General features: G+C 72.5%; 24 protein-coding genes and 3 pseudogenes. 18 read left to right on the plus strand and 9 right to left on the minus strand.

Translation table 11 applies throughout. The features are described from left to right. Positions 1–82: 82 nt before the first annotated feature. Positions 83–691: an ABATE domain-containing protein gene (locus RNL97_RS03780; RefSeq protein ID WP_030588465.1), complete on the minus strand. Its 609-nt coding sequence runs from the start codon at positions 689–691 to the stop codon at positions 83–85. Positions 692–784: 93 nt separating this feature from the next. On the opposite strand from RNL97_RS03780, the gene RNL97_RS03785 reads away from it, so the two are divergent. Next, complete coding sequence (locus RNL97_RS03785; protein ID WP_030588462.1) at positions 785–1,573, plus strand: MBL fold metallo-hydrolase; 789 nt, start codon at positions 785–787, stop codon at positions 1,571–1,573. Between the two features lie 193 nt (positions 1,574–1,766). Beyond that, positions 1,767–2,012: pseudogene (locus tag RNL97_RS03790) on the plus strand (ester cyclase); the annotation flags it as partial. Here the strand turns inward: RNL97_RS03790 and RNL97_RS33035 are convergent. Further along, a complete protein-coding gene (locus tag RNL97_RS33035; RefSeq protein WP_390334293.1) occupies positions 1,911–2,219 on the minus strand; it encodes a LexA family protein in 309 nt (102 codons plus the stop codon). The pseudogene RNL97_RS03790 and the gene RNL97_RS33035 overlap by 102 nt on opposite strands. 330 nt (positions 2,220–2,549) lie before the next feature. Here RNL97_RS33035 and RNL97_RS03800 point away from each other — a divergent pair, with 330 nt between their 5' ends. Both RNL97_RS03800 and RNL97_RS03805 read left to right on the plus strand, forming a co-directional pair. Continuing rightward, complete coding sequence (locus tag RNL97_RS03800; protein WP_030588457.1) at positions 2,550–2,885, plus strand: ArsR/SmtB family transcription factor; 336 nt, start codon at positions 2,550–2,552, stop codon at positions 2,883–2,885. Continuing rightward, positions 2,885–3,613 carry a cation efflux transmembrane domain-containing protein gene (locus RNL97_RS03805; RefSeq protein ID WP_032766209.1) on the plus strand — a complete coding sequence of 243 codons (729 nt, stop codon included), beginning with the start codon at positions 2,885–2,887 and terminating at the stop codon, positions 3,611–3,613. The genes RNL97_RS03800 and RNL97_RS03805 overlap by 1 nt, the downstream gene beginning before the upstream one ends. 299 nt (positions 3,614–3,912) lie before the next feature. Here the strand turns inward: RNL97_RS03805 and RNL97_RS03810 are convergent, their stop codons facing one another. After that, a complete protein-coding gene (locus tag RNL97_RS03810; RefSeq protein ID WP_243316509.1) occupies positions 3,913–4,236 on the minus strand; it encodes a hypothetical protein in 324 nt (107 codons plus the stop codon). Between the two features lie 41 nt (positions 4,237–4,277). Here RNL97_RS03810 and RNL97_RS03815 point away from each other — a divergent pair. Beyond that, positions 4,278–4,667 (plus strand): annotated as a pseudogene (locus tag RNL97_RS03815) (class I SAM-dependent methyltransferase); the annotation flags it as partial. Between the two features lie 3 nt (positions 4,668–4,670). On the opposite strand, the gene RNL97_RS03820 reads toward RNL97_RS03815, so the two are convergent. Continuing rightward, complete coding sequence (locus RNL97_RS03820) at positions 4,671–5,042, minus strand: fic family toxin-antitoxin system, toxin component (RefSeq protein ID WP_243313333.1); 372 nt, start codon at positions 5,040–5,042, stop codon at positions 4,671–4,673. After that, positions 5,039–5,266, minus strand: a complete 228-nt coding sequence (locus tag RNL97_RS03825; RefSeq protein ID WP_030588441.1) for a hypothetical protein — start codon at positions 5,264–5,266, stop codon at positions 5,039–5,041. The genes RNL97_RS03820 and RNL97_RS03825 overlap by 4 nt, the downstream gene beginning before the upstream one ends. Positions 5,267–5,361: 95 nt before the next feature. On the opposite strand from RNL97_RS03825, the gene RNL97_RS03830 reads away from it, so the two are divergent. The 8 genes from RNL97_RS03830 to RNL97_RS03865 all read left to right on the plus strand — a co-directional run bounded on the left by RNL97_RS03830 (position 5,362) and on the right by RNL97_RS03865 (position 12,867). Then, positions 5,362–5,802: a GNAT family N-acetyltransferase gene (locus RNL97_RS03830; protein ID WP_030588439.1), complete on the plus strand. Its 441-nt coding sequence runs from the start codon at positions 5,362–5,364 to the stop codon at positions 5,800–5,802. 104 nt (positions 5,803–5,906) lie between these two features. After that, on the plus strand, positions 5,907–7,244 hold the full coding sequence (locus RNL97_RS03835; RefSeq protein ID WP_030588436.1) for a hemolysin family protein: 1,338 nt from the start codon (positions 5,907–5,909) through the stop codon (positions 7,242–7,244). Next, entirely contained in the window at positions 7,241–8,260 is a 1,020-nt protein-coding gene (locus RNL97_RS03840) for a hemolysin family protein (protein WP_030588433.1), read from the plus strand. The genes RNL97_RS03835 and RNL97_RS03840 overlap by 4 nt, the downstream gene beginning before the upstream one ends. Before the next feature lie 52 nt (positions 8,261–8,312). Further along, positions 8,313–9,161, plus strand: coding sequence for an SGNH/GDSL hydrolase family protein (locus RNL97_RS03845; protein WP_030588429.1), 849 nt, complete (start codon positions 8,313–8,315; stop codon positions 9,159–9,161). An 85-nt stretch (positions 9,162–9,246) separates the two neighbouring features. Further along, entirely contained in the window at positions 9,247–10,680 is a 1,434-nt protein-coding gene (purB, locus tag RNL97_RS03850; RefSeq protein WP_010062307.1) for an adenylosuccinate lyase, read from the plus strand. A gap of 36 nt (positions 10,681–10,716) precedes the next feature. Then, positions 10,717–11,265, plus strand: coding sequence for a G/U mismatch-specific DNA glycosylase (gene mug / locus RNL97_RS03855; protein ID WP_313750374.1), 549 nt, complete (start codon positions 10,717–10,719; stop codon positions 11,263–11,265). Between the two features lie 130 nt (positions 11,266–11,395). Further along, positions 11,396–12,553: an ROK family transcriptional regulator gene (locus RNL97_RS03860; RefSeq protein WP_030588423.1), complete on the plus strand. Its 1,158-nt coding sequence runs from the start codon at positions 11,396–11,398 to the stop codon at positions 12,551–12,553. Then, positions 12,550–12,867, plus strand: coding sequence for a nuclear transport factor 2 family protein (locus RNL97_RS03865; protein ID WP_279344156.1), 318 nt, complete (start codon positions 12,550–12,552; stop codon positions 12,865–12,867). The genes RNL97_RS03860 and RNL97_RS03865 overlap by 4 nt, the downstream gene beginning before the upstream one ends. A 14-nt stretch (positions 12,868–12,881) precedes the next feature. Here RNL97_RS03865 and RNL97_RS03870 read toward each other — a convergent pair. The 3 genes and pseudogenes from RNL97_RS03870 to RNL97_RS03880 form a co-directional block, all read right to left on the minus strand. Continuing rightward, a pseudogene (locus RNL97_RS03870) lies at positions 12,882–13,134 on the minus strand (IS5/IS1182 family transposase); the annotation flags it as partial. Positions 13,135–13,400: 266 nt separating this feature from the next. Then, positions 13,401–14,171, minus strand: a complete 771-nt coding sequence (locus RNL97_RS03875) for a GntR family transcriptional regulator (protein ID WP_030588420.1) — start codon at positions 14,169–14,171, stop codon at positions 13,401–13,403. Positions 14,172–14,457: 286 nt separating this feature from the next. Then, positions 14,458–15,342 (minus strand): RNA polymerase sigma-70 factor, encoded by an 885-nt coding sequence (locus tag RNL97_RS03880; RefSeq protein WP_243313338.1) that lies wholly within the window; start codon positions 15,340–15,342, stop codon positions 14,458–14,460. A gap of 125 nt (positions 15,343–15,467) precedes the next feature. On the opposite strand from RNL97_RS03880, the gene RNL97_RS03885 reads away from it, so the two are divergent. The 5 genes from RNL97_RS03885 (at position 15,468) to RNL97_RS03905 (ending at position 23,919) form a co-directional block, all read left to right on the plus strand. Then, complete coding sequence (locus RNL97_RS03885) at positions 15,468–16,298, plus strand: alpha/beta fold hydrolase (RefSeq protein WP_030588414.1); 831 nt, start codon at positions 15,468–15,470, stop codon at positions 16,296–16,298. Between the two features lie 294 nt (positions 16,299–16,592). Beyond that, on the plus strand, positions 16,593–18,185 hold the full coding sequence (locus RNL97_RS03890; RefSeq protein ID WP_313750375.1) for an alkaline phosphatase D family protein: 1,593 nt from the start codon (positions 16,593–16,595) through the stop codon (positions 18,183–18,185). Between the two features lie 96 nt (positions 18,186–18,281). Further along, positions 18,282–19,661: an SWIM zinc finger family protein gene (locus RNL97_RS03895; protein WP_313750376.1), complete on the plus strand. Its 1,380-nt coding sequence runs from the start codon at positions 18,282–18,284 to the stop codon at positions 19,659–19,661. Then, on the plus strand, positions 19,658–22,450 hold the full coding sequence (locus RNL97_RS03900; protein ID WP_313750377.1) for a DUF7825 domain-containing protein: 2,793 nt from the start codon (positions 19,658–19,660) through the stop codon (positions 22,448–22,450). Before RNL97_RS03895 ends, RNL97_RS03900 begins: the two co-directional genes overlap by 4 nt. 65 nt (positions 22,451–22,515) lie before the next feature. Next, on the plus strand, positions 22,516–23,919 hold the full coding sequence (locus RNL97_RS03905) for a GNAT family N-acetyltransferase (protein ID WP_030588403.1): 1,404 nt from the start codon (positions 22,516–22,518) through the stop codon (positions 23,917–23,919). Here the strand turns inward: RNL97_RS03905 and RNL97_RS03910 are convergent. Continuing rightward, positions 23,852–25,066: a trans-sulfuration enzyme family protein gene (locus RNL97_RS03910; RefSeq protein ID WP_313750378.1), complete on the minus strand. Its 1,215-nt coding sequence runs from the start codon at positions 25,064–25,066 to the stop codon at positions 23,852–23,854. The genes RNL97_RS03905 and RNL97_RS03910 overlap by 68 nt on opposite strands. Positions 25,067–25,086 lie beyond the last annotated feature (20 nt).

Raw genomic sequence — 25,086 nt, forward strand, 5'->3', positions numbered from 1 at the left:
CGGGCGGTCAATCGCGTCAGTAGCGGTGACCGGGCTCCGCGTGGCCACCGGGCGGTCCGCAAGTGGGCCCTGCGGGTGTGTTTCAGCCCGAGGCGCCGCTGCGCCGGGCGTAGGCGCGGGCGGCACGGACACGGTCGCCGCAGCGTGTGGAGCACCAGTGGCGCCGTCCGTGGGTGCGCAGGAGGAACCGGTCACAGGGGGCTGAACCGCAGGCGGCGAGGATGTCGGCGTCGGGACCGGTGAGCAGGTCGGCGGCGTCGGCGGCGAGGGTCGCCAGTGCGTGGTTGACGGCCTGGTCGGCGGGGTGCGCCTGGACGCGGCGCAGTCCTCGGGCCCCGTCCCAGGCGAGGAGGGGGGCGGTGGACACGGCCGTGAGGGCCTCGTTCACCGCGCGCAGGGATTCCTCGGGTGGGGTGGTGGTGTCGACGCGGGCGGCGAACAGGGCGCGGATGTGGGCGCGCAGTGTGCGCATCCGCTGTGCGCACATCTCGTACAACTGCACGTTTGGGGTGGTCAGGTCGCGGGCGGCGAGCCAGCGCATGGCGGATTCCGGGGCGGCGAGCAGGTCGTAGCTCTGGCCGGCGGGCAGGGTGGCGGCGGTGTCGGCGAAGTCCAGGGAGCGGTACCGGTCGGCACCCGGCGCCGGGGAGAGAGCGGTCGGTGCCACGTCTGTGGCCAGGGTGTCGTCCATACCTCTCATGGTAGCGCTTGCATTTTCCCGTGACACCTGCCTAGCTTGGGATCACGTTAAACATAGGCTTTTTTCGTGAGAAACGGAGACGTTATGTCCCAGCTCAACGCCGGCCAGTTCCCGGTCCGCACGTTCGGCGGTCCGACCGCCCTGTTCGAGTACGGCGGTCTGCGCTTCCTGACCGACCCGACCTTCGACGGCCCCGGCGACTACGCCTCGCCCGGCCCGACCCTGACCAAGACCGCCCCCTCCACCACCACACCCGCCGACCTCGGCCCCGTGGACGTGGTCCTGCTCTCCCACGACGAGCACGCCGACAACCTCGACACCTCCGGCCGCGCCCTGCTCGCCGACGTCCCCCTCACCCTCACCACACCCGGCGGCGGCGAGCGCCTCGGGGCGAAGGCCAAGGGCCTGGCCGACTGGGAGACGGTCGAGCTGGAGCGCCCGGGCGGCGGCACCATCACGGTGACCGGGGTCCCGGCCATCCACGGGCCCGGCGCGCGTGAGGAGGTCGAGCCCTTCACCGGCCAGGTCGTCGGCTTCGTCCTGACGGGCGAGGGCCTGCCGACGGTCTACGTCAGCGGCGACAACGCCTCCCTCGACGCGGTCAGGGAGATCGCCGACCGCTTCGCCCCGATCGACACCGCCCTCCTGTTCGCCGGCGCACCCCGCTTCCCCATGCTCTTCGACGGCCGACCGGTCGTCCTGGACAGCGCCCAGGCCGCCGAAGCCGCCCGGATTCTTGACGCCCGCCGCGTCGTCCCGCTCCACCACGACAGTTGGGCCCACTTCACCGAGGGCCGCGACGAGCTGGAGGCAGCCTTCGCCGCCACGGGCCTGACCGACCGCCTGGACCAGGACTGGGCGCAGCGCGCCTGAATCCGGACCGCAGCTCAGGAACCCGAGGCCTCGCGCCAAGGGCGGTGCCCCCCACACACCGAGCCCCGCCCCTGGGAGCAACCCCTCGCGGCGCCCCCTGCGCCGCGCCAGAACGACAGAGAAGGACCCGACCACCATGTCCACCGGAACCAACACCGGCCTCGTGCACCGCTTCTAACAGGCTCTTCAGCAGGACGACTACGCCACGCTCACCGGCATGTTCCACCCGGACTTCGTCTTTTACCCCCGGATCGACAGCCCCCGGCCCGGTGCAGCAGGGTCCATCGACGCGGAGAAGAAGCACGTCGACGCCTTCCCCGCCATCCACCTGAAGGTCCTAGACACCGTCGCCGAAGGCGACAAGGCCGACGCCTACATCGTGGTCGAAGGAGACCAGGGCGGCGGCGACTACTTCGGCATCCCCGCACGCGGAGCGCACGTACGCTTTTCCATGCGGCCGCCGTACGGGCTGCTCCTCGCGCGGGACGCACGTACTCCAGGCCCGGCCGGTCCGGCTGATCAGGCCCCGGGTTTCGAGCCGGCCGAGCCGGTGGGCGACGGAGCTGGTGCTGGAGAGGCCGACCCGCGCCCCGATCTCCCGGACCGTGGGCCCGCGCCCGTACTCGGTGAGCCACGCCCGGATCACCGCGCCACCTACCGCGCTCTCGCCGCGCCCCGTCCGCGCCCTGCCACCCAGCTGTGCCGCCTGACCGGCGGGGACCGCAGGGTGGAAGCGGCGTGAGGAGGGAGCCCCGTTCCCTGACGGCGCGGCAGGAGGCAGTTATGGCCCAGTTCACGGCGGTTGCTGGACGGGCTCACGGGGCACGCGCCTGCGACCCTTGAGCGCGCGCCATCGAACATTAACGGTCGTCGAGTTCGTGTCGCCGAACAGTGAGCACGCAGGTCAGGACGGGAAGGGGGCTGCAATTATCAGTACATGGATTCCTGAATTCAGGAATCCATGTATCGTCGCCGTGTGCTGACCGTTGCCTCTGACATCGAGGTGCTGGCCCGTTTCGGCCGCGCGCTCGCCGACCCGATCCGCTGCCGCATCCTGCTCGCTCTGCGCGAGGCCCCCGCCTACCCGGCCGACCTCGCCAGCGCACTGGGCGTCTCGCGGACCCGATTGTCGAACCACTTGGCCTGCCTGCGCGACTGCGGCCTGGTTGTCACCGTCCCCGATGGCCGCCGCACCCGCTACGAACTCGCCGACGAACGGCTCGGCCACGCCCTGGACGACCTGCGCACTGCCGTTGTCGCTGTCGAGACCGATCGCAACTGCCCGGACGCGGAGACGAAGGACTGCTGCTGATGACCGCGATATCCCTCTGTCCCTCCCCGGCCCGCCGCGACGCGCTCACCCGCCGGATACGGTTGCTGATCGCGGCCACGATCACCTACAACGTCATCGAGGCGGTCGTCGCCATCACGGCCGGCACGCTGGCCTCCTCCTCGGCGCTGGTCGGCTTCGGCCTCGACTCGGTTGTCGAGGTCTCCTCCGCGGCCGCGGTCGCCTGGCAGTTCTCCGCCCGTGACCACGACGTACGGGAGGCGCGCGAGCAGCGCACCCTGCGGATCATCGCCGTCTCCTTCTTCGCGCTGGCCGCGTATGTCGCCGTCGACGCCGTCCGCGCGCTGACCGGCACCGGGGAAGCGGAGCGGTCGATCCCGGGCATCGTCATCGCCGCCCTGTCGCTCGCGGTGATGCCGTTCCTGTCCGCCGCCCAGCGTCGCGCCGGCCGGGAACTCGGCTCCGCCTCGGCGGTCGCCGACTCCAAGCAGACGCTGCTGTGCACGTACCTGTCCGCCGTGCTTCTGGTCGGCCTGGTCCTCAACGCGACCCTCGGCTGGTCTTGGGCCGACCCGATCGCCGCCCTGGCCATCGCCGCCATCGCGGTCAAGGAAGGCCGCGACGCCTGGCAGGGCAAGGGCTGTTGCGCACCCACCATCGCGGTGACGCCGTCCGCCGGTGTCGAGACGGACGCGTGCGGCAGCCGCCCCGACTGCCGCAACCAACCGGCAGCTGCACGGCGCCGGTGACCGCTGAGGCCACCGCCAGGAGCCGGCACAGCCCGTATGCAACGGGGGCAGGCAGGTGCGACCTCGTCATGTCGTGCCAACCGGCCCTGCCGGCATACGGGCACGGGCGGATCCGTACGAGGGGGTCAGCCCGTCGTACGGATCCGCCCCGGTGAGCGTGTCGACCAGGCCGGTGCCGATCCCGGGGCCGGCCCGGACCACCGGAACGCCGCTCCTCCGTGCGCCGCCCCAGGCCGACGCCCGCACGACGCACGGTGGTCAGCGGCGGTTGCGTAGGGCGGGGCCCTCGTCGAGCCGGACTACCTGTTCCCGGAGTTCGGCGTGGTCGGACAGGTCCAGGTGCCGCGGATCCGCTGCGTGGCGCGGCAGGTCGAACGCGCGGTGGAGGATGTCGGCCTCGTGCTGCTGGAGCTGCCACTGCTCGTCGCCCGGCCCGGGCGGTCCGGGCGCTCGCGGGTGTGCTCGACCCGCTCGTTCTGGGTACGGGGGCGGCTGCCGTCGGCACGGATGGCCTGGCGGAGCCGGAGGTGACGGCGCTCGGCGGACTGCCGGCTCTTCAGCTCCAGCGCGTCAGCGACCCGGGTCCAGGCGACGCCCAAGGGGCGGGCAGGCGAGATGCGCACGAGCTCATCGTCGAGGAGCTTGTCCCGCAGCATCCGGACTACCAGCGGCCGAGGCGCTGCCGGTCAAGAGCGAGGCGTTCGACGGGGCGGTGGCGTCCCTGGTCCTGTGCACCGTACGGGACCTGCCCCGGGCGGTCGCCGAGATCAAGCATGTCCTGCGGCCGGGCGGCGAACTGCGGTTCTTCGAGCACGGGCTGGCTTCGGGGCGGGCGCTGGCGACGGCGCAGCGGGCGGCCGACCGGACCCTGTGGCCGCTGCTCTTCGGCGGCTGTCACACGGCCCGGGACCCCTTGGCCGCGAATCGAGGCGGCGGGCTTCGAGCTGGGCACGTACCGCGCAGGCTGCGCATCCCGGAGACGGGTCTTGGGGTGCCCTCGTCGTCCTGTGTCCTGAGCGTGGCCCGCAAGCCGTTCACGGAGAGCGGGGGCTGACCCTCACGCGCTCCACTGGCGCAGCTCGTCGGCGATGGCCCGTACGTCCGCCTTGCCCTGCTTCACCAGCAGCGCCAGATCGCGGACCTGCTCGGGCGAGGTGATGACCTTGAGCCCGGAGGCGACGAGGTAGCCGTACGCGACGGCCGAGGCGAACATCGCGTTGGAGTGTTCGAGCGCGGGCACGTGCAGCAGCAGCTGCAACAGGGCGGCCGCCCGTGCGTGCGGGTCGCTGTAGACGGTACTGCCGAAGATCTCCGCGTCATGCCGGGCCACGGCGGCGACGAGGGCGCCCCAGTCGACGACCTGGGGGTCTCCGGGCGTCTTGTGCTCGGCGACCATCAGCAGCCAGGAAAGGTCGATCCGCAGGTTCAACGGGGGCCTTCGCGCTCCGGGCCGAACTCCTCGGCGAACACCGACTCGTACTGCTTCATGAAGTCGGCCGCGGCCTCGACGAAGGTGTGTCCCACCTCGCCCGCGTCCTGCTGGACGAGTTCCTCTATGTAGCGGTTCACGCTCATCCCCCTCTGCAGCGCACGCCGCCGCGCGGCCTCGGCGGTGGCCTCGTCCACTCGGACGTTCAGCTGGGTCTTGGGCACCCGACCACGCTAGCGCGGTCGCGCTAGCACCGGCAAGGGGAGCGTGCGCCCGCCATGCGGAATGCGATCGACGCCCCGGCGCCGCGGATGGTGGGATGGTCGTCATGAACGATCTTTCGCTGTCGACACGGTCCGCGACCCCGGCCGATCTGGACGAGGTCCTCGCCTTCTGGAAGGTGGCCGCCGAGGGCACCAGCATCAGCGACGACGGGGACGGGGTCGCCCGCCTGGTGGAACGTGACCCCGAGGCGTTGATCCTGGCCGAGCGGGAGGGGGAACTGGTCGGCACCGTCATAGCGGGCTTCGACGGCTGGCGCTGCCATCTCTACCGCCTCGCGGTCCACCCGGACCAGCGGCGCCGGGGCGTGGGAAGCGCCCTCCTCGCCGCGGCGGAGGAACGGTTCACCGCTCTGGGCGGGCGGCGCGCCGACGCCATGGTCCTCGACCGCAACACCTCCGCGCATCCCGCCTGGCGCGCGGCGGGGTACGGGCCCCAGCCGCAGTGGAGCCGCTGGGTGAGGCATCTGACGGGCTGACGCGGTAAAAGGGGGCCGCCCTGGGCAGACGCCTACGATGACATGCACCTCCGACACCGCGCGGTCCCCCCGCCTCTGCCCGATCATGGGACGGAGGTGAACCGATGACCGAAGTGCTTCTGCTGCTCGTCGCCCTGCTGCTCTGCGTCGCCTGCGGCGCGTTCGTCGCGGCGGAGTTCTCCCTGACCACGGTGGAACGCAGCGAACTCGAACGGGCTGTCGAGCGGGGCGAGCGGGGTGCCGCGAGCGCTCTGAAGGCCGTCCGGAGTCTCACGTTCCAGCTCTCGGGGGCCCAGCTCGGCATCACCGTCACCAACCTGGTGATCGGCATGCTCTCCGAGCCGTCCATCGCCAAACTGATCCGCGGCCCCGTCGAGGCGGCGGGGCTGCATCCCGCCGCCGCGTCCACCCTGGCGCTCGTCATCGGTACGGCGCTGTCCACGGTGGTCCTGATGGTGGTCGGCGAGCTGGTCCCGAAGAACTGGGCGATCTCCTCCCCGCTGGCCGTGGCCAAGACGGTGGCGACACCGCAACGCGGGTTCACGGCGGTGTTCCGGCCCTTCATCAGCCACCTGAACAACACCGCCAACCGGATCGTGCGCCGCTTCGGTCTGGAGCCGACCGAGGAGCTGGCCTCCGCCCGCAGCCCACAGGAGCTGGTGGCGCTGGCCCGGCACTCCGCGAAGGAGGGCGCGCTGGAGGCGGACACGGCCGAGCTGTTCGTCCGCACCCTGAACCTCTCGGAGCTGACGGCGGAGAACGTGATGACCCCGCGGGTCCAGGTGACCGCGCTGGATCTGCACGCGACGGCAGAGGACGTCGCCAACGCCACCCGGGCGACCGGACTGTCCCGCTTCCCCGTCTACCGGGGCAGCCTGGACACCGTGGTCGGCGTGGCCCACATCAAGGACGTCCTGGCGATCCCCGCCGACCGGCGGCCCCGGACCCGTGTCTCGGAACTGCTGCGCGAGCCGCTGCTCGTACCGGAGACGCTCACCGTGGACAAGCTGCTGGACCGGCTGTCCGGCAAGCTCGCCATGGCCGTGGTGATCGACGAGTACGGCGGTACGGCCGGGGTCGCGACGCTGGAGGACATCGTGGAGGAAGTCGTCGGCGAGGTCCGCGACGAGCACGATCCGCACGAGACACCCGATCTGGCCGCCGCAGGTGAGGACGCCGACGGCCGCACCCTGTGGTCGGCGGACGGGGCTGCGCGCACCGACCAGCTCCGCAGGATCGGTCTGCGGGTACCGGAGGGGCCCTACGAGACCCTCGCCGGGCTGGTCGCCACCGAGCTCGGACGGATTCCGACGGTGGACGACAGCGTCGAGCTGGCGGGCTGGCGGATCGACGTGGTGGACGCATCGGGCCGCCGGGCCGCACGGGCCCTGCTGCACGCCCCGCTGCCGGGGTCCGAGGACCGGACGGAGGACGGACAGTGATCGTTCTCCAGCTCTTCATCGGTCTGTTGACGCTCGTGGCCAACGCCTTCTTCGTCGGCGCCGAATTCGCCCTGATCTCGGTGCGCCGCAGCCAGATCGAACCGGAGGCCGAGGCCGGGAACCGGCGGGCCCGCAGTGTCATCTGGGGCCTGGAACACGTCTCGGCGCTGCTCGCCGCCGCCCAGCTCGGCATCACGCTCTGCACCCTGGTACTGGGCATCGTCGCCGAACCGGCCATCGCGCATCTGCTGGAGCCGGTCTTCGACGCGGTCGGAGTGCCGCACGGTCTGGTGCATCCGCTGTCGTTCGTCATCGCCCTGAGCGTGGCGACGTATCTGCACATGCTGCTGGGCGAGATGGTCCCGAAGAACATCGCCCTGGCCGAACCGGCCCGGAGCGCCCTGCTCCTCGGTCCCCCGCTGGTGGCGATGGCCCGGGCCCTGCGGCCGGTGATCTTCGCGATCAACGCGTTCGCCAACGCCCTGCTCACCCTGTTGCGGGTGGAGACCAAGGACGAGGTCTCCGCGACCTTCTCGGACGACGAACTGGCCCGGATGGTGCAGGACGCGGGGGACGCCGGACTGGTCGACGACCGTTCCGCGCAACGCCTCCACCATGCTCTGGAGCTGGGGCGCCGGCCGGTGCGCGACGTGGTGATGCCGGTCGACCGGGTGCTGTACGCCAGGGTCGGCACGACCCCGGAGGAGCTGGAGCGGCTCTCGTCCGAGTCCGGCTTCTCCCGCTTCCCGGTGATGGACAGCGAGCAACGCATCCTCGGCTACCTCCATGTGAAGGACGCCTTGGACGCCATGCCCCGCGACGTTCCCTTCCCGGTGTCGGCGATGCGGCCGATCGCCCGTGTCCGGGCGGCGACCCCGCTGGACGACGCGCTGACCGCGCTGCGCCGCAGCCGGACCCACCTGGCGGCGGTCCTCGACGAGGACGGGCGGCTGGCGGGCATGGTCACGATGGAGGACGTGCTGCGCGAACTCGTCGGACGGCCGGGGTCCCGCTGACCCGCCGGCCGACTGGCCCTGCCGACCTACCGACCGGTACGCTCATCGGGCCATGGAATTGAATGCCTCCTACACCAGTCTCGTCGCGGTCGGCGACTCGTTCACCGAGGGCATGTCCGACCTGCTCGCCGACGGTACGTACCGCGGCTGGGCCGACGTCCTCGCCGCCCGGCTCGCGGTCCGGTCCCCCGGTTTCCGGTACGCCAATCTCGCCGTACGCGGGAAGCTCATCGGCCAGATCGTCGACGAGCAGGTGGAGGCGGCGGCCGCGCTCCAGGCCGATGTGGTCACGCTCGTCGGCGGGCTCAACGACACGTTGCGCCCCAAGTGCGACATGGGGCTGGTGAAGGGACGGCTGGAAGAGGCCGTGGAGCGCCTGGCCCCGTCCTGCAAGCAGCTCGTCCTGATGCGCAGCCCCGCCCGCAACGGGCCGGTGCTGGAGCGGTTCCGCGGCCGTATGGAAGAGCTGTTCACCCTGGTCGACGGGCTGGCCGAGCGGTACGGGGCCACGGTGGTCGACCTCTACAGCGCGCCGTCGCTCAGCGACCCCCGGATGTGGGACGTCGACCGCCTGCACCTGACCGCCGAAGGACACCGGCGCGTCGCCGAGGCCGTCTGGCAGACGCTGGGGCTCCCGGCGGAAGAGGACTGGTGGACGCAGCCGCCCGCGACCGCGCCGCCCCGCTGGGCCTCCCGGCGGACCGAGGACATCCGTTTCGCCCGTCAGCACCTGGCCCCCTGGATCGGGCGACGGCTCACCGGCCGCTCCTCCGGCGACGGACGCTCCGGCGCCCAGTTCGACGCCGCGACGGGCAGGGCCTTCTGGATCACGCCCGCGGACGCCGAGACCCCCGGCCCGGTGGCGGAGTGGCGGCGCGCCGCCTCCCCCGCTCCCTCGTAGCCGGCCCTCGTTCGTAGCAAGCCACAAACAGGGGCGCGGCGCTGGCCTGCACGAACCGCCAGTAGAATCCCTTTACGTGAACGCCGTGTCTGCGAAGCCTCGCATCCCCAATGTCCTGGCCGGCCGCTACGCCTCCGCGGAGCTGGCCGTCCTCTGGTCCCCCGAGCAGAAGGTGAAGCTGGAGCGTCAGCTGTGGCTGGCGGTGCTGCGCGCTCAGAAGGACCTCGGGATCGAGGTGCCCGACGCGGCCCTGGCCGACTACGAGCGGGTGCTGGACCAGGTGGACCTGGCCTCCATCGCCGAGCGGGAGAAAGTCACCCGGCATGACGTGAAGGCCCGGATCGAGGAGTTCAACGCCCTCGCCGGCCATGAGCAGGTCCACAAGGGCATGACCTCCCGGGACCTGACGGAGAATGTCGAGCAGCTGCAGATCCGCCTCTCGCTGGAGCTGATGCGCGACCGCACCGTGGCCGTGCTGGCCCGGCTCGGCAAGCTCGCGGCGGAGTACCGCGAGCTGGTGATCGCCGGACGCTCGCACAATGTCGCCGCGCAGGCGACAACGCTGGGCAAGCGCTTCGCGACCGCCGCCGACGAGCTCCTGGTCGCCTACGGCCGCCTGGAGGACCTGCTCTCCCGCTACCCGCTGCGCGGGATCAAGGGCCCGGTCGGCACGGCCCAGGACATGCTGGACCTGCTCGGCGGCGACGCGGGCAAGCTCGCCGAGCTGGAGCAGCGCATCGCCGGTCATCTCGGCTTCGCCGAGGCGTTCACCTCGGTCGGCCAGGTCTACCCCCGCTCGCTCGACTACGACGTGGTCACCGCCCTGGTGCAGCTGGCCGCGGCGCCCTCCTCGGTGGCGAAGACCATCCGGCTGATGGCGGGCCACGAGCTGGTGACCGAGGGCTTCAAGCCCGGTCAGGTCGGCTCGTCCGCGATGCCGCACAAGATGAACACGCGCTCCTGCGAGCGGGTCAACGGGCTGATGGTGATCCTGCGCGGCTACGCCTCGATGACCGGTGAGCTGGCGGGCGACCAGTGGAACGAGGGAGATGTGTCCTGCTCCGTGGTCCGCCGGGTGGCGCTCCCGGACGCGTTCTTCGCGTTCGACGGTCTCCTGGAGACCTTCCTGACGGTGCTGGACGAGTTCGGCGCCTTCCCCGCGGTCGTGGCGCGCGAGCTGGACCGCTACCTCCCCTTCCTGGCCACCACCAAGGTCCTGATGGGCGCCGTACGGGCCGGGGTCGGCCGTGAGCTGGCGCACGAGGCGATCAAGGAGAACGCGGTCGCCTCCGCCCTCGCGATGCGGGAGCAGGGCGCCGAGCGCAACGAGCTGCTCGACAAGCTCGCCGCGGACGAGCGGATCCCGCTGGACCGCGCGCAGCTGGACGAGCTGATGGCCGACAAGCTCTCGTTCACGGGCGCCGCCGGCGACCAGGTGACTTCGCTGGTCGCCCGGATCGAGGAGATCACCAAGCAGCACCCCGAGGCCGCGGGCTACACCCCCGGCTCGATCCTCTGACCGGCACCGCCGTCACCGTATGACGCGCGAGGCCGCATGACGCCGGAAGAGCTGAACGCCGCCCGTGGCCGCATCGTCCCCGATGTGGCCGCGGGCGGTCTGCGCGTGCTCTTCTGCGGGATCAACCCGAGTTTGACGACCGCGGTGACGGGCCACCACTTCGCCCACCCGGGGAACCGGTTCTGGCCGGTCCTGCACCGTTCCGGTTTCACCCCGAGGCAGTTGCGTCCGGCGGAGCAGGGCGAGCTGCTCGGCCTCGGGCTCGGGATCACCAACGTGGTGGCGCGGGCCACGGCCCGGGCGGACGAGCTGGACGCGGAGGAGTTCCGTCAGGGCGGGGCCGCCCTGACGGCCAAGGTCGAACGGCTCGCCCCGCAGTGGCTCGCGGTGGTCGGCATCACCGCCTACCGCACGGCCTTCGGCGACCCCAGGGCCCGTATCGGCCCCCAGGACCGCACGATCGGCGGCGCCCGTGTGTGGGCTCTCCCCAACCCCAGCGGCCTCAACGCCCACTGGACGGTGCAGACCATGGCCGAGGAGTACGCCCGGCTCCGGGAGGCCGTGCCCGACCGGCCCCGCCCGTAACGCGCGTCCGGATTCGTCGCTCCCGGGCGAACCAGGTTGCGGCTCGATACCGGCTTCCCTCGCTGGTCGCAGGGGTCCCGGCCAGCGAGTACGATCCGGCAGACATGCGCACGAGCTGGGAGGACATACCGTGGGCCGGCTGACCGGTGGGGATCCGTCGCTGTTGCGGCGGATCAATTCCGCGGTAGTGCTGCACGCCCTGAGGGGGGCCGGCGCGCCGACGCTGACGGACCTGACGCGGATCACGGGGCTGTCCCGGCCGACGGTCGAAGGGGTCGTCGAAGGGCTCTTCGAAGCGGGTCTCGTGGTCGAGGCCGTGCCCGACGAGAGCGAGGCGCGACGCCAGGGGCGCCCTGCCCGGAGGTTCCGCTTCCGGGCCGAGGCGGGGCACCTCCTCGGTGTGGAGATCGGCCCGCACCGGGTCTCGGCGCTCATCTCGGGGCTGGACGGGCGGATCATGGGGGCCGGCTCCCGCGTGGTGTCGGAGAACGCCGGCGCGGACGACCGGCTCGACCAGGTCCGGGCCGTCATCGCGGACGTGCTGCGCCGCACCGGAGTCGCCCGGAGCAGTCTGCGTGCGGTCGGTGTGGGCAGCCCGGGAATCGTGGAGGCCGACGGCACCGTGCGACTGGGGACGGCGTTGCCGGACTGGACCGGCCTCCCGCTCGGGGAGCGGCTGCGCCGTTCGTTCCGCTGCCCCGTACTCATCGAGAACGACGCCAACGCCGCCGCGGTGGCGGAGCACTGGAAGGGTGCGGCCACCGAGTCCGACGACGTGGTCTTCGTGCTGGCGGGGCTGAGCCCCGGCGCGGGGTCCTTGATCGGCGGGCGGCTGCACCGGGGGTTCGGCGGGGCCGCCGGGGAGATCGGCGCACTGCACCTGCTGGGCCGGGAGCTGACGCCGGAACACCTGCTGTCGACGACGGACACACCGCTGGAACCGCTGGACGAGCAGGCGGTGGCCGGGGTGTTCGCCAAGGCCAGGGAGGGCGACGCGGGGGCCCAGGCGGCGGTCGAACGGTTCCTTCAGCGGCTGGTGCACGATGTGGCGGCGCTGGTGCTGGCACTCGACCCGGAGCTGGTCGTGGTCGGCGGCTGGGCCGCCGGACTGGACGGGGTACTGGAGCCCCTGCGCAAGGAACTGGCCCGCTACTGTCTGCGCCCGCCCCGGGTGACGCTGTCGCTGCTCGGGGAGGCCGCCGTCGCGACAGGGGCGCTGCGGCTCGCGCTGGACCACGTCGAAGAGGAGCTGTTCGCCGTCGAGGGAGCCGTGACAGCCCGCCGCTGACCGCGCTTCAGGCACAGGCGGACCGGGACGGAGCGCGCGGCCGTTTCGTTAACCCACACGTGGGCGACGGCAAGCAGGCGTTCATCGACTATTTCGAGCGCATGGCCGCCGAGTACCCGGGCAAACACGTCGAATATAGGCGCGCCTTCGTCGACGGCAACCACGTCATCCTGCACTGCCGCCAGATCTGGCCCGACGAGGAGTACGCGGGCATCGACATCTTCCGCTTCGATGCCGACGGCAAGATCGTTGAACACTGGGATGTCCTCCAGGTCGTCCCGCCCACCTCCAAGAACGACAACACCATGTTCTAGGCGGCTCCGTTGGCTCAGTGGGCAGACCAGAGGCAGATGCCCGCAAGGTGAAGTCCGGCGAGGTAGAGGGTCGCGGTCTTCTCGTAGCGGGGGGTGATACCGCGCCACCGCTTGAGGCGGGCTGACGCACCGCTCGACGGTGTTGCGTTGCTTGTCTGCCTCCCGGTCGAAGCCCAGCGGTCTGCCGCCGGCCTGTCCGCGCCGCTTCCGGTCGGCGTGCTGGTCTGCCCGTTCCGGGATCACCGTGCGGATGCCGCGTCTGCGCAGGGCCCAGCTGACGTCTTCGACCGCGTCGGCTTGGGCTACCAGGGCGGTAAACACCCGCTCCCACCCCACTTCGGCGTCCGGTCCGGGAGCAACGGCTGGATCCGCGCCCACTGCGCACCAGTCAACGGCACACCCGGCCCAACGTCCGATTGATCCAAAAACTTGCTAGGTCCACGCGGGCCGTGACACCGCGCGCCCGCCGTTCTTCCCGAGGACCGGAGGCGTCGGGAAGAACGGCGGGCGCGCGGCCGAACGGGCCACGGGCGTCAGGACGCCTGGCGCTCGGGCTGTCCGTCGTGGCTGATCTCCAGCGCGCCGGAGTCCCCGAAGGTGAGCCGACAGGTGTCCGCGCGGTAGGTGGCGACGGAGACGGCCGCCGTACCGTCCGCGGTGAAGTAGCGGGTGGTGACGACGAGGACGGGGGCGCCGGGGAGCCGGTCCAGCTCCTTGGCGTCGTCCGCCCGCGCGGAGCCGAGCTCCACGGAGCGGTCCTGGCCCTGCAGGCCGAGCCGGTGCAGCTCGCGCAGGACGCTGCGGGCGCGGACGGCGCCGGACGGGGCCTCGATGGCGGAGAGGTCGGGGACCGAGGCGGCGGGGACGTACAGAAGTTCCGCCGCCACCGCCTGCCCCTGGGTGTCGCGGATCCGGCGCACCACGTGCACCGGCTCGGCGGGGTCCGTCCCGAGCATCGCGGCCACGGGTGCCGGGGCCTTGGCCATGGTGCTGTCGATCGGCTGCCAGGCCTCGCCACCGACGCCGTCCGCCCATTCCCGCTGGTCGGTGGAGACGGCGACGCCTACGCGCGGCGGGGCGACGGTCGTCCCGACACCGCGGCGGCGCTGCAGCCTGCCTTCGAGTTCGAGCTGCTCCAGGGCCTGCCGGAGCGTGGCTCGCGCGACCCCGAACCGCGCCGCGAGGTCCCGCTCGTTGGGCAGGATCTCCCCCACCGCAAAGTCCGAGTCGAGTGCTTCACTGAGCACGGTCTTGAGGTGCCAGTACTTCGGCTCCTGTACCGATTCCAGCTGCGTGGTCCCCACCCTGATCCTCCGCAATCGCCCGGCGCCATTTCCGCGACGTTATTTATTAAAGGTTCCTGCCTTAAGTGGAGACCCTAGGACGGCATACCCCCTTGGTCAAGACCAATCCTTATTCCGTAACGGAACGAAACGGGACTCTGGCGCAGAGCGTTCACACGACGTTCGCGGAGCCGTGAGGCGAGCGCAGCACAGAGCCCCGCCATCGCAACGGACGACGGGGCTCTGACCAGGCACGCGGCAGACCTGTGGGGCGGATGGGCCCCGGGCGGGCCCGTGGCGCGTGCGGCTATGCGACGGCCAATCCGGCGAGCTTGTCCGGATTGCGAATGATATAGGCGCATTGAATGACACCTTGGCTGACTTCGATCTGAAAGACGGTGTCGGCTTTCCCTCCGGCGAAGTGGACCACGGCCGGTCCACCGTTGAGCTCCATGACGCGGATCTCCCCGTCGGGGTCGAGTTCGCCCGCCACCGCGAAGAGGAAGCGGCCGACCTTGTCGGCGGTCTCGATGATCCGCCGCGCCGCCTTCGCCTTGCCGCCGCCGTCGCTGACGAGCCGGACGTCCGGGGCCAGCAGGGCGAGCAGCCGCTCGATGCCGCCTCCGGAGGCGGCGGCCAGGAAGCGTTCGGTGAGGTCGCGCCGTTCGGCCGGGTCCACCTCGTAGCGCGGCTTGCGCTCCTCCACATGCCGTCTGGCGCGGCCGGCGAGCTGCCGGACGGCCGCCTCGGTGCGGTCCAGGGCGGTGGCGATCTCGGCGTAGGGAAATCCGAAGGCCTCCCGGAGCACGAACACCGCGCGCTCCAGCGGCGAGAGCGATTCGAGGACGACCAGCACGGCGAGCGAGACGGAGTCGGCGAGGACGGCGCGTTCCGCGGTGTCGGGCGGGGTGGGGCCGAAATCGGTGACCACCGGCTCCGGCAGCCAGGTCCCCGGATACGTCTCCCGGCGCGACTGGAGGCGCCTGAGCCGGTCGATGGCCAGCCGGGTGGTGATCCGCACCAGGAAGGCCCGCGGCTCCCGGACGTCCTCACGCGCCGCCGCCGACCACCTCAGCCACGCTTCCTGGACGACGTCCTCGGCGTCGGCGACGCGGCCGAGCATGCGGTAGGCGACCCCGGTGAGTACGGGCCGGTGCTCTTCGAAGATCTCGGTCGCGACGTCGACGGTCATCGATCCATCCCAGCCCACGGGCCACTGGGTGTCCAGCGGGAATCGCCGGGCCTCTTGAACTGCAAGCTACCCGGCGGTAATTGTTGTTGACGAGATGTCTACTACCCACTCCAGGGAGCAGCAGCATGACCACCACGGTCTCCTTCACCGTCGCAACGGCCGACGGCCCCCGTCCGGTGTCGGTCGCGTACGAACGGACCGGCTCGGGCGAACCGTTGCTGCTCCTGCACGGCATCGGCCACCACCTGCGGGCCTGGGACCCGGTGACGCGGATCCTGGCCGCCGAGCGTGACGTGATCGCCGTCGACCTGCCCGGCTTCGGCACCTCGCCCGGGCTGCCGGACGGAGTTCCGTACGATCTCGGGACCATCCGCTCGGTCCTCGACGCCTTCTGCGCCGAACTCGGGCTGGAACGCCCCCATGTGGCCGGGAACTCGCTGGGCGGGCTGCTCGCGCTGGAGCTCGGCCGCACCGAGGTGGCGCGGTCGGTGACCGCGCTCTCCCCGGCGGGCTTCTGGACGGAGGCGGAACGGCGGTACGCCTTCGGCACCCTGCGGGCGATGCGCCGGAGCGCGCTGGCCCTGCCGGTGCCGCTGATCGAGCGCCTGTCGGGCAGCGCGGCGGGCCGGACGGCCCTCACCAGCACCATCTACGCCCGGCCCGGCAGGCGTTCACCGGAGGGCGTCGTCGCCGAGACGCTCGCGCTGCGCGAAGCGACCGGCTTCCACCAGACGCTGGAGGCCGGCCGGGCCACCCTCTTCGGCGAGGACGTGAAGGGCATCCCCGTCACCGTCGCCTGGGGCACCCGCGACCGGATCCTGCTGCGCCGGCAGGGGGCCCGCGCCAAGCGGGTCATCCCCGACGCCCGGCTCGTCAGGCTGCCCGGCTGCGGGCACGTTCCGATGAACGACGACCCGGCGCTCGTGGCCCGCGTCATCCTGGACACCAGCCGCTGAGCCGTCGCACGGAACGTCCGGGCGTGCGGCTCCCCGGCCGCCCGCCGGAGGCCCCGCGCCGCCCGAGGACGCCGGAGCCGTGCGCCACCCCGGCGCCGGCGGAGCGTATCGGACGGGCCGGTTTCGGCTGAGCGGCCGGTGGGGGCCGTCCCCGGCCGACGGGCGCCGTTCACCCGGGGTTCGGGCTCCGGCCGCCGCGAGGCGCTAGGCATGGGCAGACCGGCTCCGCACCCGGGCGGGCCACGGCCTTCCCGGTACGGTGCACCGCCCGACCACCTCCCTGGAGGCGCTTCGATGTCCCACCGTCCACACCGTCCGCTCGTTCCCTCTCCCGGCCGTCGTGCCGTCCTGCGCGGTTCGCTGATCGCCCCGGCGGCGGTCGCCCTCGCGCCCGCGGTCGCCTCGGCGGCGCCCGCGCTGCACCTGGCGGGGCGGCCCGACGCGTCCTGGGGTGTGCAGGTGGGCGGAGTCACCTCCTCGTCGGCGCTGCTGTGGGTGCGCTCGGACCGGCCGGCCCGGATGCTGGTGGAGACCTCGGCGACCGAGTCGTTCCGGCGGGTCCGCAGGTGGCACGGGCCGTCGATCGGGCCCGGGACGGATTTCACGGGGACCACGCCGTTGTACGGGCTGCCGCCGGGCGAGCAGGTGCACTACCGCGTGACGCTCGCCGATCCGGCCGATCCGCGCCGTACCGGAAAGCCCGTGTACGGGACGTTCCGCACCGCTCCGGCGCGGCGCCGGTCCGGAGTGCGATTCCTGTGGTCGGGCGATATCGCGGGCCAGGGCTGGGGCATCAACCCGGACATCGGCGGCTACCGGGTGTACGAGGAGATGCGCCGCCTGGACCCGGACTTCTTCCTGTGCAGCGGCGACAGCATCTACGCGGACGGTCCGCTGGAGGAGAGCGTGACGCTGCCGGACGGCCGGATCTGGCGCAACGTCATGACCCAGGAGAAGGCGAAGGTCGCCGAGACACTGGACGAGTACCGGGGCAACTTCCGCTACAACCTGCTCGACCGGAACGTCCGCCGCTTCAACGCGCAGGTGCCCTCCGTCGTGCAGTGGGACGACCACGAGGTGCGCAACAACTGGTATCCCGGCCAGATCCTCGACGACCCCCGCTACACCGAGAAGAACGTGGACATCCTCGCGTCGCGCTCCGTGCGGGCCTTCCAGGAGTACGTGCCGCTCGCGCCGTCGCACGGTTCCGGGCGCCGGTCGCGGATGTACCGGGTCGTCCACCACGGGCCGCTGCTCGACGTGTTCGTCCTCGACATGCGGTCGTACCGCAACGCCAACTCCCCCGGCCGGCAGCCCGACGACACGACGGGAATCCTCGGCGCCGAGCAGTTGCGGTGGCTGAAGCGCTCGCTCGCCGCCTCCCGGGCGGAGTGGAAGGTGATCGCCGCCGACATGCCGCTCGGCCTGGTGGTCCCGGACGGTGCGACGAACTTCGAGGCCGTGGCGCAGGGTGACCCCGGGGCTCCGCTCGGGCGGGAGCTCCAGATCGCCGAGCTGCTCCGCTTCGTCAAGCACCGCAGGATCACCGGCACCGTGTGGCTGACGGCCGACGTCCACTACACCTCGGCCCAGCACTACGCGCCGGAGCGGGCGGCGTTCAAGGACTTCGCGCCCTTCTGGGAGTTCGTGTCGGGCCCGCTGGCCGCGGGCGGCTTCCCCGCCAATACGCTGGACGCCACGTTCGGCCCCGACCGGGTCTTCGTGCGGGCCCCCGACCGCGCCAATGTCTCGCCGATGGAGTCGCCGCAGTATTTCGGCGAGGTGGAGATCGACGGGGGCAGTGCGGAGTTGACGGTGCGTCTGCGGGCCGAGGGCGGGTCGGTCCTGTTCACCAAGGTGCTCCGGCCGGGCCGCGTCGGCCAGTAGCAGCAGTGGTGGACAGGGGCGGGTGAACGGGGGTTCCGGAGCGAACGGCGGCTTCGGCGAGGGCCGTTGTCAGTGGTGGGTCCTACGCTTTTTTTCATGACCCGATCCGTTCAGGCCTTGGCCTACGCACGCCCGTCCGCCCTGGCGTCCTCGCAGGTGGGGCCCTCCCTCGGTCTGGAGACCGCAGGGGGGCTCACCCCGCGCGGGGCCGAGGCGCACCCGCGGTTCTTCGCGGGTTTCCTCTCCGATCCGCGCATAGCGGCGCGAGGGCTGCTGGCGGTGGCGGACGTGGCCGCCGCCCGCTATTACCAGCGCACGCTGCCCGCCTCGCTGGACCCGGTGGTGACGGGGAACGGGGACCGGTTGCGCTTCGAGTCGTTCTCCGGCTGCTGCGGGGTGTACGCCCGGCTCGATGTGCTCCAGGAAGGGCTCGACGGGCAGGAGACGGGCCATGGGACGACGAATGTGGATGTGAACGCTCCGCTGCGGGAGGCGCTTTCGCGGATCACGGCGGACGACCCGCTGCATCTGCGGGTGGGGCCCGAGGAGCTGGCCGTGACCACGCTGGACGGTCCGGTCGTGGAGAAGAAGGTGCCGCTGCCCGACCGGTGGCTGCGCGGTTTCGCGGAGGCGCAGGTCGCCTCGGCACGATTCGGTCTGCGGGCCGAGCTGACGGCGGCGCGGGCGGTGGCGTTCCTGCGCTCACTGCCCCGCACCCCCTCCTCGGGGAACGCCGCGCGCGGCGCCCGGTGGGTGGTGGCGTCGGGCGGGTCCCTGCGCCCGACGACCCGGCCGGTCCCGGGCGCGGTCTGCCTGCCGGGCCCGGAGCGGCTGGTGGCGTTGCGGCGGGTGCTGCGCGACGCGACGGCCCTGAGGGTGTACGGGCCGGTGGCCGACGGCGCGGCGGCGGCGAGCGCCTGGGAGGTGGTGCTGCCCGGGATGCGGCTCACGCTGACGCTCTCCCCCGACTCCGCACGGGGGTTCTCGGGCGAGGGCGGGGTCCTGGAGGCGCTGGCCACGGATGAGGCGGCGGCCGACGCCGAGCTGGTGTCGGTGCTGCTCGCCTGGGAGCCCCGGATCGAACCGGCGTCGCTGGCCGAGCAGTCGGGGCTGAGCGTGGAGCGGGTGCGGGCCTCGCTGACCCGGCTCGGCACGGCGGGCCGCGTGGGGTACGACCTGGCGGACGCGGCGTACTTCCACCGCGAGCTGCCGTACGACGCGGACCGGGCGGAGCGGCACAACCCACGTCTCGTGGCCGCCCGCCGACTGGCCGGTGAGGGCGCGGTGTCCCTCGACGGTTCGCGGGCGACGGTCGTCTCCGGGGACCGCCGCTACCAAGTGCGGGAGAGCGGTTCCGCGTTCAGCTGTACGTGTCAGTGGTGGGCGGACTACCGGGGGCGGCGGGGGCCCTGCAAACACGCGCTCGCCGTGCGCATGGTCCACCGGGGTGCGACGGTCGCCGGAGGTGCCCGATGAACGAGCTGCTGACCGCCGTGCGGGCGGGGCGTCACCACGATGTGCCGCCGTTGGTGCTCGCCCTGGACCGGCCCGGCCGCCGTTCCGCGCTCGCCGAGCTGAAGGAGCTGCGCAAGGAGGTGCGGGGCTGGGACTGGCAGCGGCGCGACCGGATCCGCAAGGCGCTGCTGGTGGCCGGCGCGGGCTGTCACACCGGGGCGGCGGGGTGTGCCGCCTGGATCGGCGGCCGCGATCTGCGCGACTGGGCCCGCTCCCCGTATCCGTTGATCCTCGCCTCGCTGAAGGACCGCGATCCGGCGTGGCTGGGCGATCTCGCCCACCGCTTCGCGGGGCGCACGGCGCTCTCCGACGCGGAGTACACCTTCGTCGGCGAGCTGACGCGGATCGCCCGGGTCCCGCTTCCCGTCACGGACAATCTGGTGACGGGCTGGACGGAGCTGGTCGGCGCGGCGCGCTGGCGGCGCCGGCCCCGGCGCCCGCTGACCGAGATCCTGCGGGACGATCCGCACACCGCCGTGCTGGCGCCCCGGCTGTTCGAGATGGCGGAGCTGCCGCCGCAGGTCGACTTCCACGACACGCCGGATTCGCAGGACCACTGGCCCGGAGCGCTGTGTGCGCTGGCCGATGACGGGGTGCTGGACCGGTCGTATCTGGTGGAGCGGTGCGTGGCGCGTCTGATGCGCGGCGGCAGATCCGTCGATCAGCGGTTCTTCCTGGCCGTCCTCCAGCGGCTGGAGGCGACGGAGGACGAGGAGAAGAGGCATCTGCGGGACTGGACGGCGATGGCGGCGGACGGCATCGCGCCGGTCTCCTCGCATGCCCAGCAGGTGCTCGTACGGCTCGACGCGCGGGGCGAGCTGCCGACCCGGGAGCTGGTGGACGTGTCGGGGGCGCTGCTCTTCCGCCAGGAGAAGAAGCTGGTACGGGCCCAGCTGACCCTGCTGGGCAAGGTGCTGCGCCGGGACTCCTCGACCGCGGACGAGCTTCTCCCGGCGGTCGCCGAGGCGTTCGGCCACGAGGGCATCGACGTCCAGGAGCGGGCCCTGAAGCTGGTCGCCCGGTATCTCCCCGCCGTCGCCGGCCCGGACGTGCGGGAGCTGCTGGCCTCGGCCGCCGCGCAGTTGGGTCCCGTGCACCGGGAGACGGTCACCACCCTGTTCGGCGGTCTCGTGGAGGAGGTGGTGCAGGAAACGTACGAGGAGTTGCTGCCGCCGGCGCCGGTGCTGCGGCGTCAGGAGCCCGCTCCGAAGACCGTGGCCGAGCTCGTCGAGGAGGTGGCCGCCCGGGTGAAGGCGCATGCGTCGGAGCACTGGATCCCTGCGTCGGCAGTCCTGGACACCGCGGCCGGGATCACCGGTTTCGAGCGGGCGCTCGACGGCCTCGTCCGGCTGGCCCGGAGCGACCGGGAGGAGCTGACGGAGGGCTTGCGGGAGGCGCTGGCCGGGGTGCACTTCGTCGAGCACGGCCTGTCTCCGTACATGGTCGATCCACGGGGTGTCTCGACCTCGCACGGGCTCTCCGTCGTGGTGGCCTCGCTGCTGGGCCTGGTGTCCGAGCGGGACAGGGTCGCGTGGCGGGCGAAGACGGTCGTGACGGGGTCGGACGCCTGTGCTCATGCCGCGCTGAACGGGGTGCTGCTCGACCGGGTGTGGGAGGTGTCGGAGGCGATAGCCGCCGGGCGGGTGCCATTCCTGCTGGCGACGCCGACCTGGCACACCGGGGCGGTCGAGGCGGCCGAGCTCGTGGAGCGGCTGCGGACCTACCGGGATCTGGGTGTCCGCCCGGGCCCCGCCGACTTCGCCCAGGCCCTGCTGCGGGTCCGCCGCGTCAGCGGTCCCGAGCGGGCGGAGGCCGCCGCCGCGGCCGAGGCGCTGGCGACCGGCGAGGGCGACCGGCTGGCCGCCTGGGTCCGTGCCGACGCGTCGGTGGCCCCGGTGCTGCGGCATCCGGCGACCACCGTATCCCGCCCGTCGGCGGGCCATTGGTGGCAGCGGACGACGACCGGGGCACGCCAGGTGCTCCTGGCCACCCGGGAACGGCTGGTGATCCAGCGCGATTTCCCGGAGGCCTTCCACTGGCTGGGCCGCGCCCAGCTACCCCGGGCCCAGGAGTGCTACCACTGGGGACCCGAGCGGTCCTCGCACTGGACGGCCACCCTGCCCGGCGACCCGGAGACGCTGGCCGCCTGGCTGATGCCGGACCTGATGTTCGCCGCCGATCAGGGGCAGCGGGGAGCCGTCGGGTTCCTGCCCGCTCTGGCCGAGAGCGCGGGCGAGACGGGCGGGGCGATGCATCTCGCGCTGGCCTACGGGCTCGGCGCCCGGCACCCGGAGGACCGGACGGCGGCGGTGGACGCGCTGCTGGTGCTGGCCGCGCGGGGGCGGCTGGACGGGGCGGTGCTGGGGCGGGAGCTGGCCATCCTGGTCGACCGCGATCTGGTGAAGGTGAACCGTACGGCCGACGCGCTCGGCACGGCCGCCGCCACCGGCGCGTACCGGACGGTGCTGAGCGTGCTGGCGGCGATGCTGCCCGGTCTCCTGGCGTACGAGAAGACGCCCCGGGGGCTCGGGGACCTGCTGTCCGTGGCCGCCGAGTGCGCCGAGCGCTGCGGTACGGGCGGGATCGAGCCGATAGCGGGGCTCGCCGCGACGGCGGGGCGCAAGGGCTCGTCCCAGACGGTCCGCCAGGCCGCCCGGCTGCTCGCCACGTTCGGGGACCGGGAGATCGAGGAGCGAACGGCCCCGGAATCTGACCGAAAAGCGACGATAGGGGACCAGATCAACACGTAACCCATCGGTCACAAGGCGTTCGTGATCAGGCAACACCGTTCCTTCACAGTGAGGATATGACTGATGTGACCTCCGCGAAGAGCGCCCGCCGTCCGCACCACTGGCGGCGGGACCTGATCGAACTGGCCGCCCTGTTCACCGCCGTGGCCGTGGCCGACGCGATCGCCAACCTGATCGGACACCAGCCCGACGGGCCCTACCTGCTCGTGGCGTCGGCGGTGGCGCTGGCGGCCACGGCCGCGTTCCACACCTGGTGGGCCCGACGCCACAGTCACGCACCCCCGTCCGACGAGACGGACGCCGTGCCGGCCGGGGCCCGCGGGGAGGAGGGCGAGACCGAGGGCGTCGCCGGGGTCTCCGGCGCCGAGGAGACCGGGACCACGCTGTGGCGGATGCGGACGACGGTGCTCGACGCCCCGGGCAGTCTGGCCGCGCTGTGCACGGCGCTCGCCGGGCTCCGCGTCGACATCCTCACTCTCCAGACGCACCCGCTCGGCCAGGGCACCGTCGACGAGTTCCTGCTGCGGGCCCCGGCCTCCCTCCAGGCGCAGGAGCTGTCCCGGAAGATCGCGGCCGCGGGCGGCGCCTCCACCTGGATCGAGCGGGCGGACGCCCACGACCTGGTGGACACCCCGACCCGGGTGCTGTCACTGGCCACCCGGACGGCGCTGGACGCGGCCGAGCTGCCGCTCGCCCTGCGCCAGTTGCTCGGCCGGTGCACCATCCACTCGCTGCCCGCCGTCTCCGTCACGGGCCGCGCGTCCGGACAGAGCGCCCCGGTCGAGGGCGTGCTGGAGGAGACGGTGATGCGGCTGCGGGACCCCTCCGGCGGGGTGATCTCCGTCGAGCGGCCCTATCTGCCGTTCACGCCGACCGAGTTCGCGCGGGCGCGCGCCCTGGTGGAGCTCGACGCCCGGCTCGGCCCCCGCGTACCGCGCAGCGAGGACGTCCTCACCCTGCCCGAGGGCAACGAGATCACCGTGCGCCGCGCGGACCGCGGCGATCTCGCCGCCGCTCGCGCCATGCACGACCGCTGCTCGCCGGACACCCTGGGCCTGCGCTACCACGGTCCCGTCGCGGACGCCGGCCGCTATCTCGACCATCTGCTGAGCCCCCGTTTCGGCCGCACCCTGGCGGTGCAGACGGCGTCGGGCAGGCTGGTGGCGCTGGGCCACCTTCTCTGGGACGGCGACGAGACCGAGGTCGCCCTGCTCGTCGAGGACGACTGGCAGCGCCGGGGCATCGGCTCCGAGCTGCTCCGCCGCCTGGTGGCCCTGGCCGGGGAAGCGGGCTGCGACAGCGTGTACGCGGTGACGCAGTCCCGCAACACCGGCATGGTGGCCGCGATGCGTGCGCTGGAACTGCCCCTCGACTACCAGATCGAGGAGGGCACGCTCGTCATCACCGCCCGGCTGACGAGTGAAGAGGCCGCTCGGCCCTCCGCGCCGACGGAACAGGCCCGTCGCTGAGCGCCTGGCACAGATCCGCCCACAGGTCCTCGACGTCCTCCAGGCCGACCGACATCCGCAGCAGCCGGTCGCCTACCCCGGCCGCCCGCCGGTCTCCCTCCTCCACGATGCGGTGGCTGATGGAGGCCGGGTGCTGGATGAGCGAGTCCACGCTGCCGAGGCTGACGGCGGGCGTGATGAGCCGCACCCCGGAGATCACCCGGTGCGGGTCCCCGTACACCTCGAAGGAGATCATCGCGCCGCCGATCCGCGGGTAGTGCACCCGGGCGATCCGCGGGTCGGCGGTGAGCCTGCGGACGAGTTCGGCGGCGCTCGTGGAGGCCGCCCGGACGCGTACCGGCAGCGTCGAAAGGCCGCGCAGCAGCAGATAGCCGGCCAGCGGGTGCAGCACTCCGCCGGTGGCGAACCGCACCTGGCGCAGGGTCGCGGCGAACTCCTCGTCGCAGGCGACGACGCCGCCCATGACGTCCCCGTGGCCGCCGAGGTACTTGGTGGCGCTGTGCAGGACGATGCGTGCGCCGTGTTCGACGGGGCGCTGCAGGACGGGGGTGGCGAAGGTGTTGTCGACCAGCAGCGGCACGGTTCCGCAGGCGTGGGCGACGGCCCGGATGTCGACCTCGGCCAGGGTCGGGTTGGCCGGCGTCTCGACCATCACCAGACCCGTGTCCGGGCGGATGGCGTCGGCGATGCCCGCCGGGTCGGTCCAGGTCACCTCGGTGCCCAGCAGCCCGGCGCCGAGCAGATGGTCGCTGCAGCCGTAGAGCGGGCGGACCGCGACCACATGGCGCAGCCCCTGGCTCGCGCGGGCGAGCAGGACCGCGGTGAGCGCAGCCATCCCGCTGGCGAAGGCGACCGCGCTGTCGGTCCCCTCCAGCCGGGCGAGCGCCGTCTCGAAGCGGCCCGTGGTGGGGTTGTCCAGCCGGGCGTAGACGGGCGGGCCGTCGGGGAGGGCGCCGGTGGTGGCGAACGCGTCGATGCGCATCGCCTCGCCGCGCGAGTCGCTGGAGGGGTAGGTGGTGGACAGGTCGATCGGCGGGGCGTGCAGGCCGAGGGAGGCGAGGTCGTCGCGTCCGGCGTGCACGGCTTCGGTGGCGAGAGCCCTGGACGGGGTGGGAGCAGGGGGCGTCATCGAGACTTCGTTGTCCATGGCGTCACTCTGAACAGTTA

The organism is Streptomyces parvus, from assembly GCF_032121415.1.
Classification (GTDB): Bacteria; Actinomycetota; Actinomycetes; order Streptomycetales; family Streptomycetaceae; genus Streptomyces; species Streptomyces globisporus_A.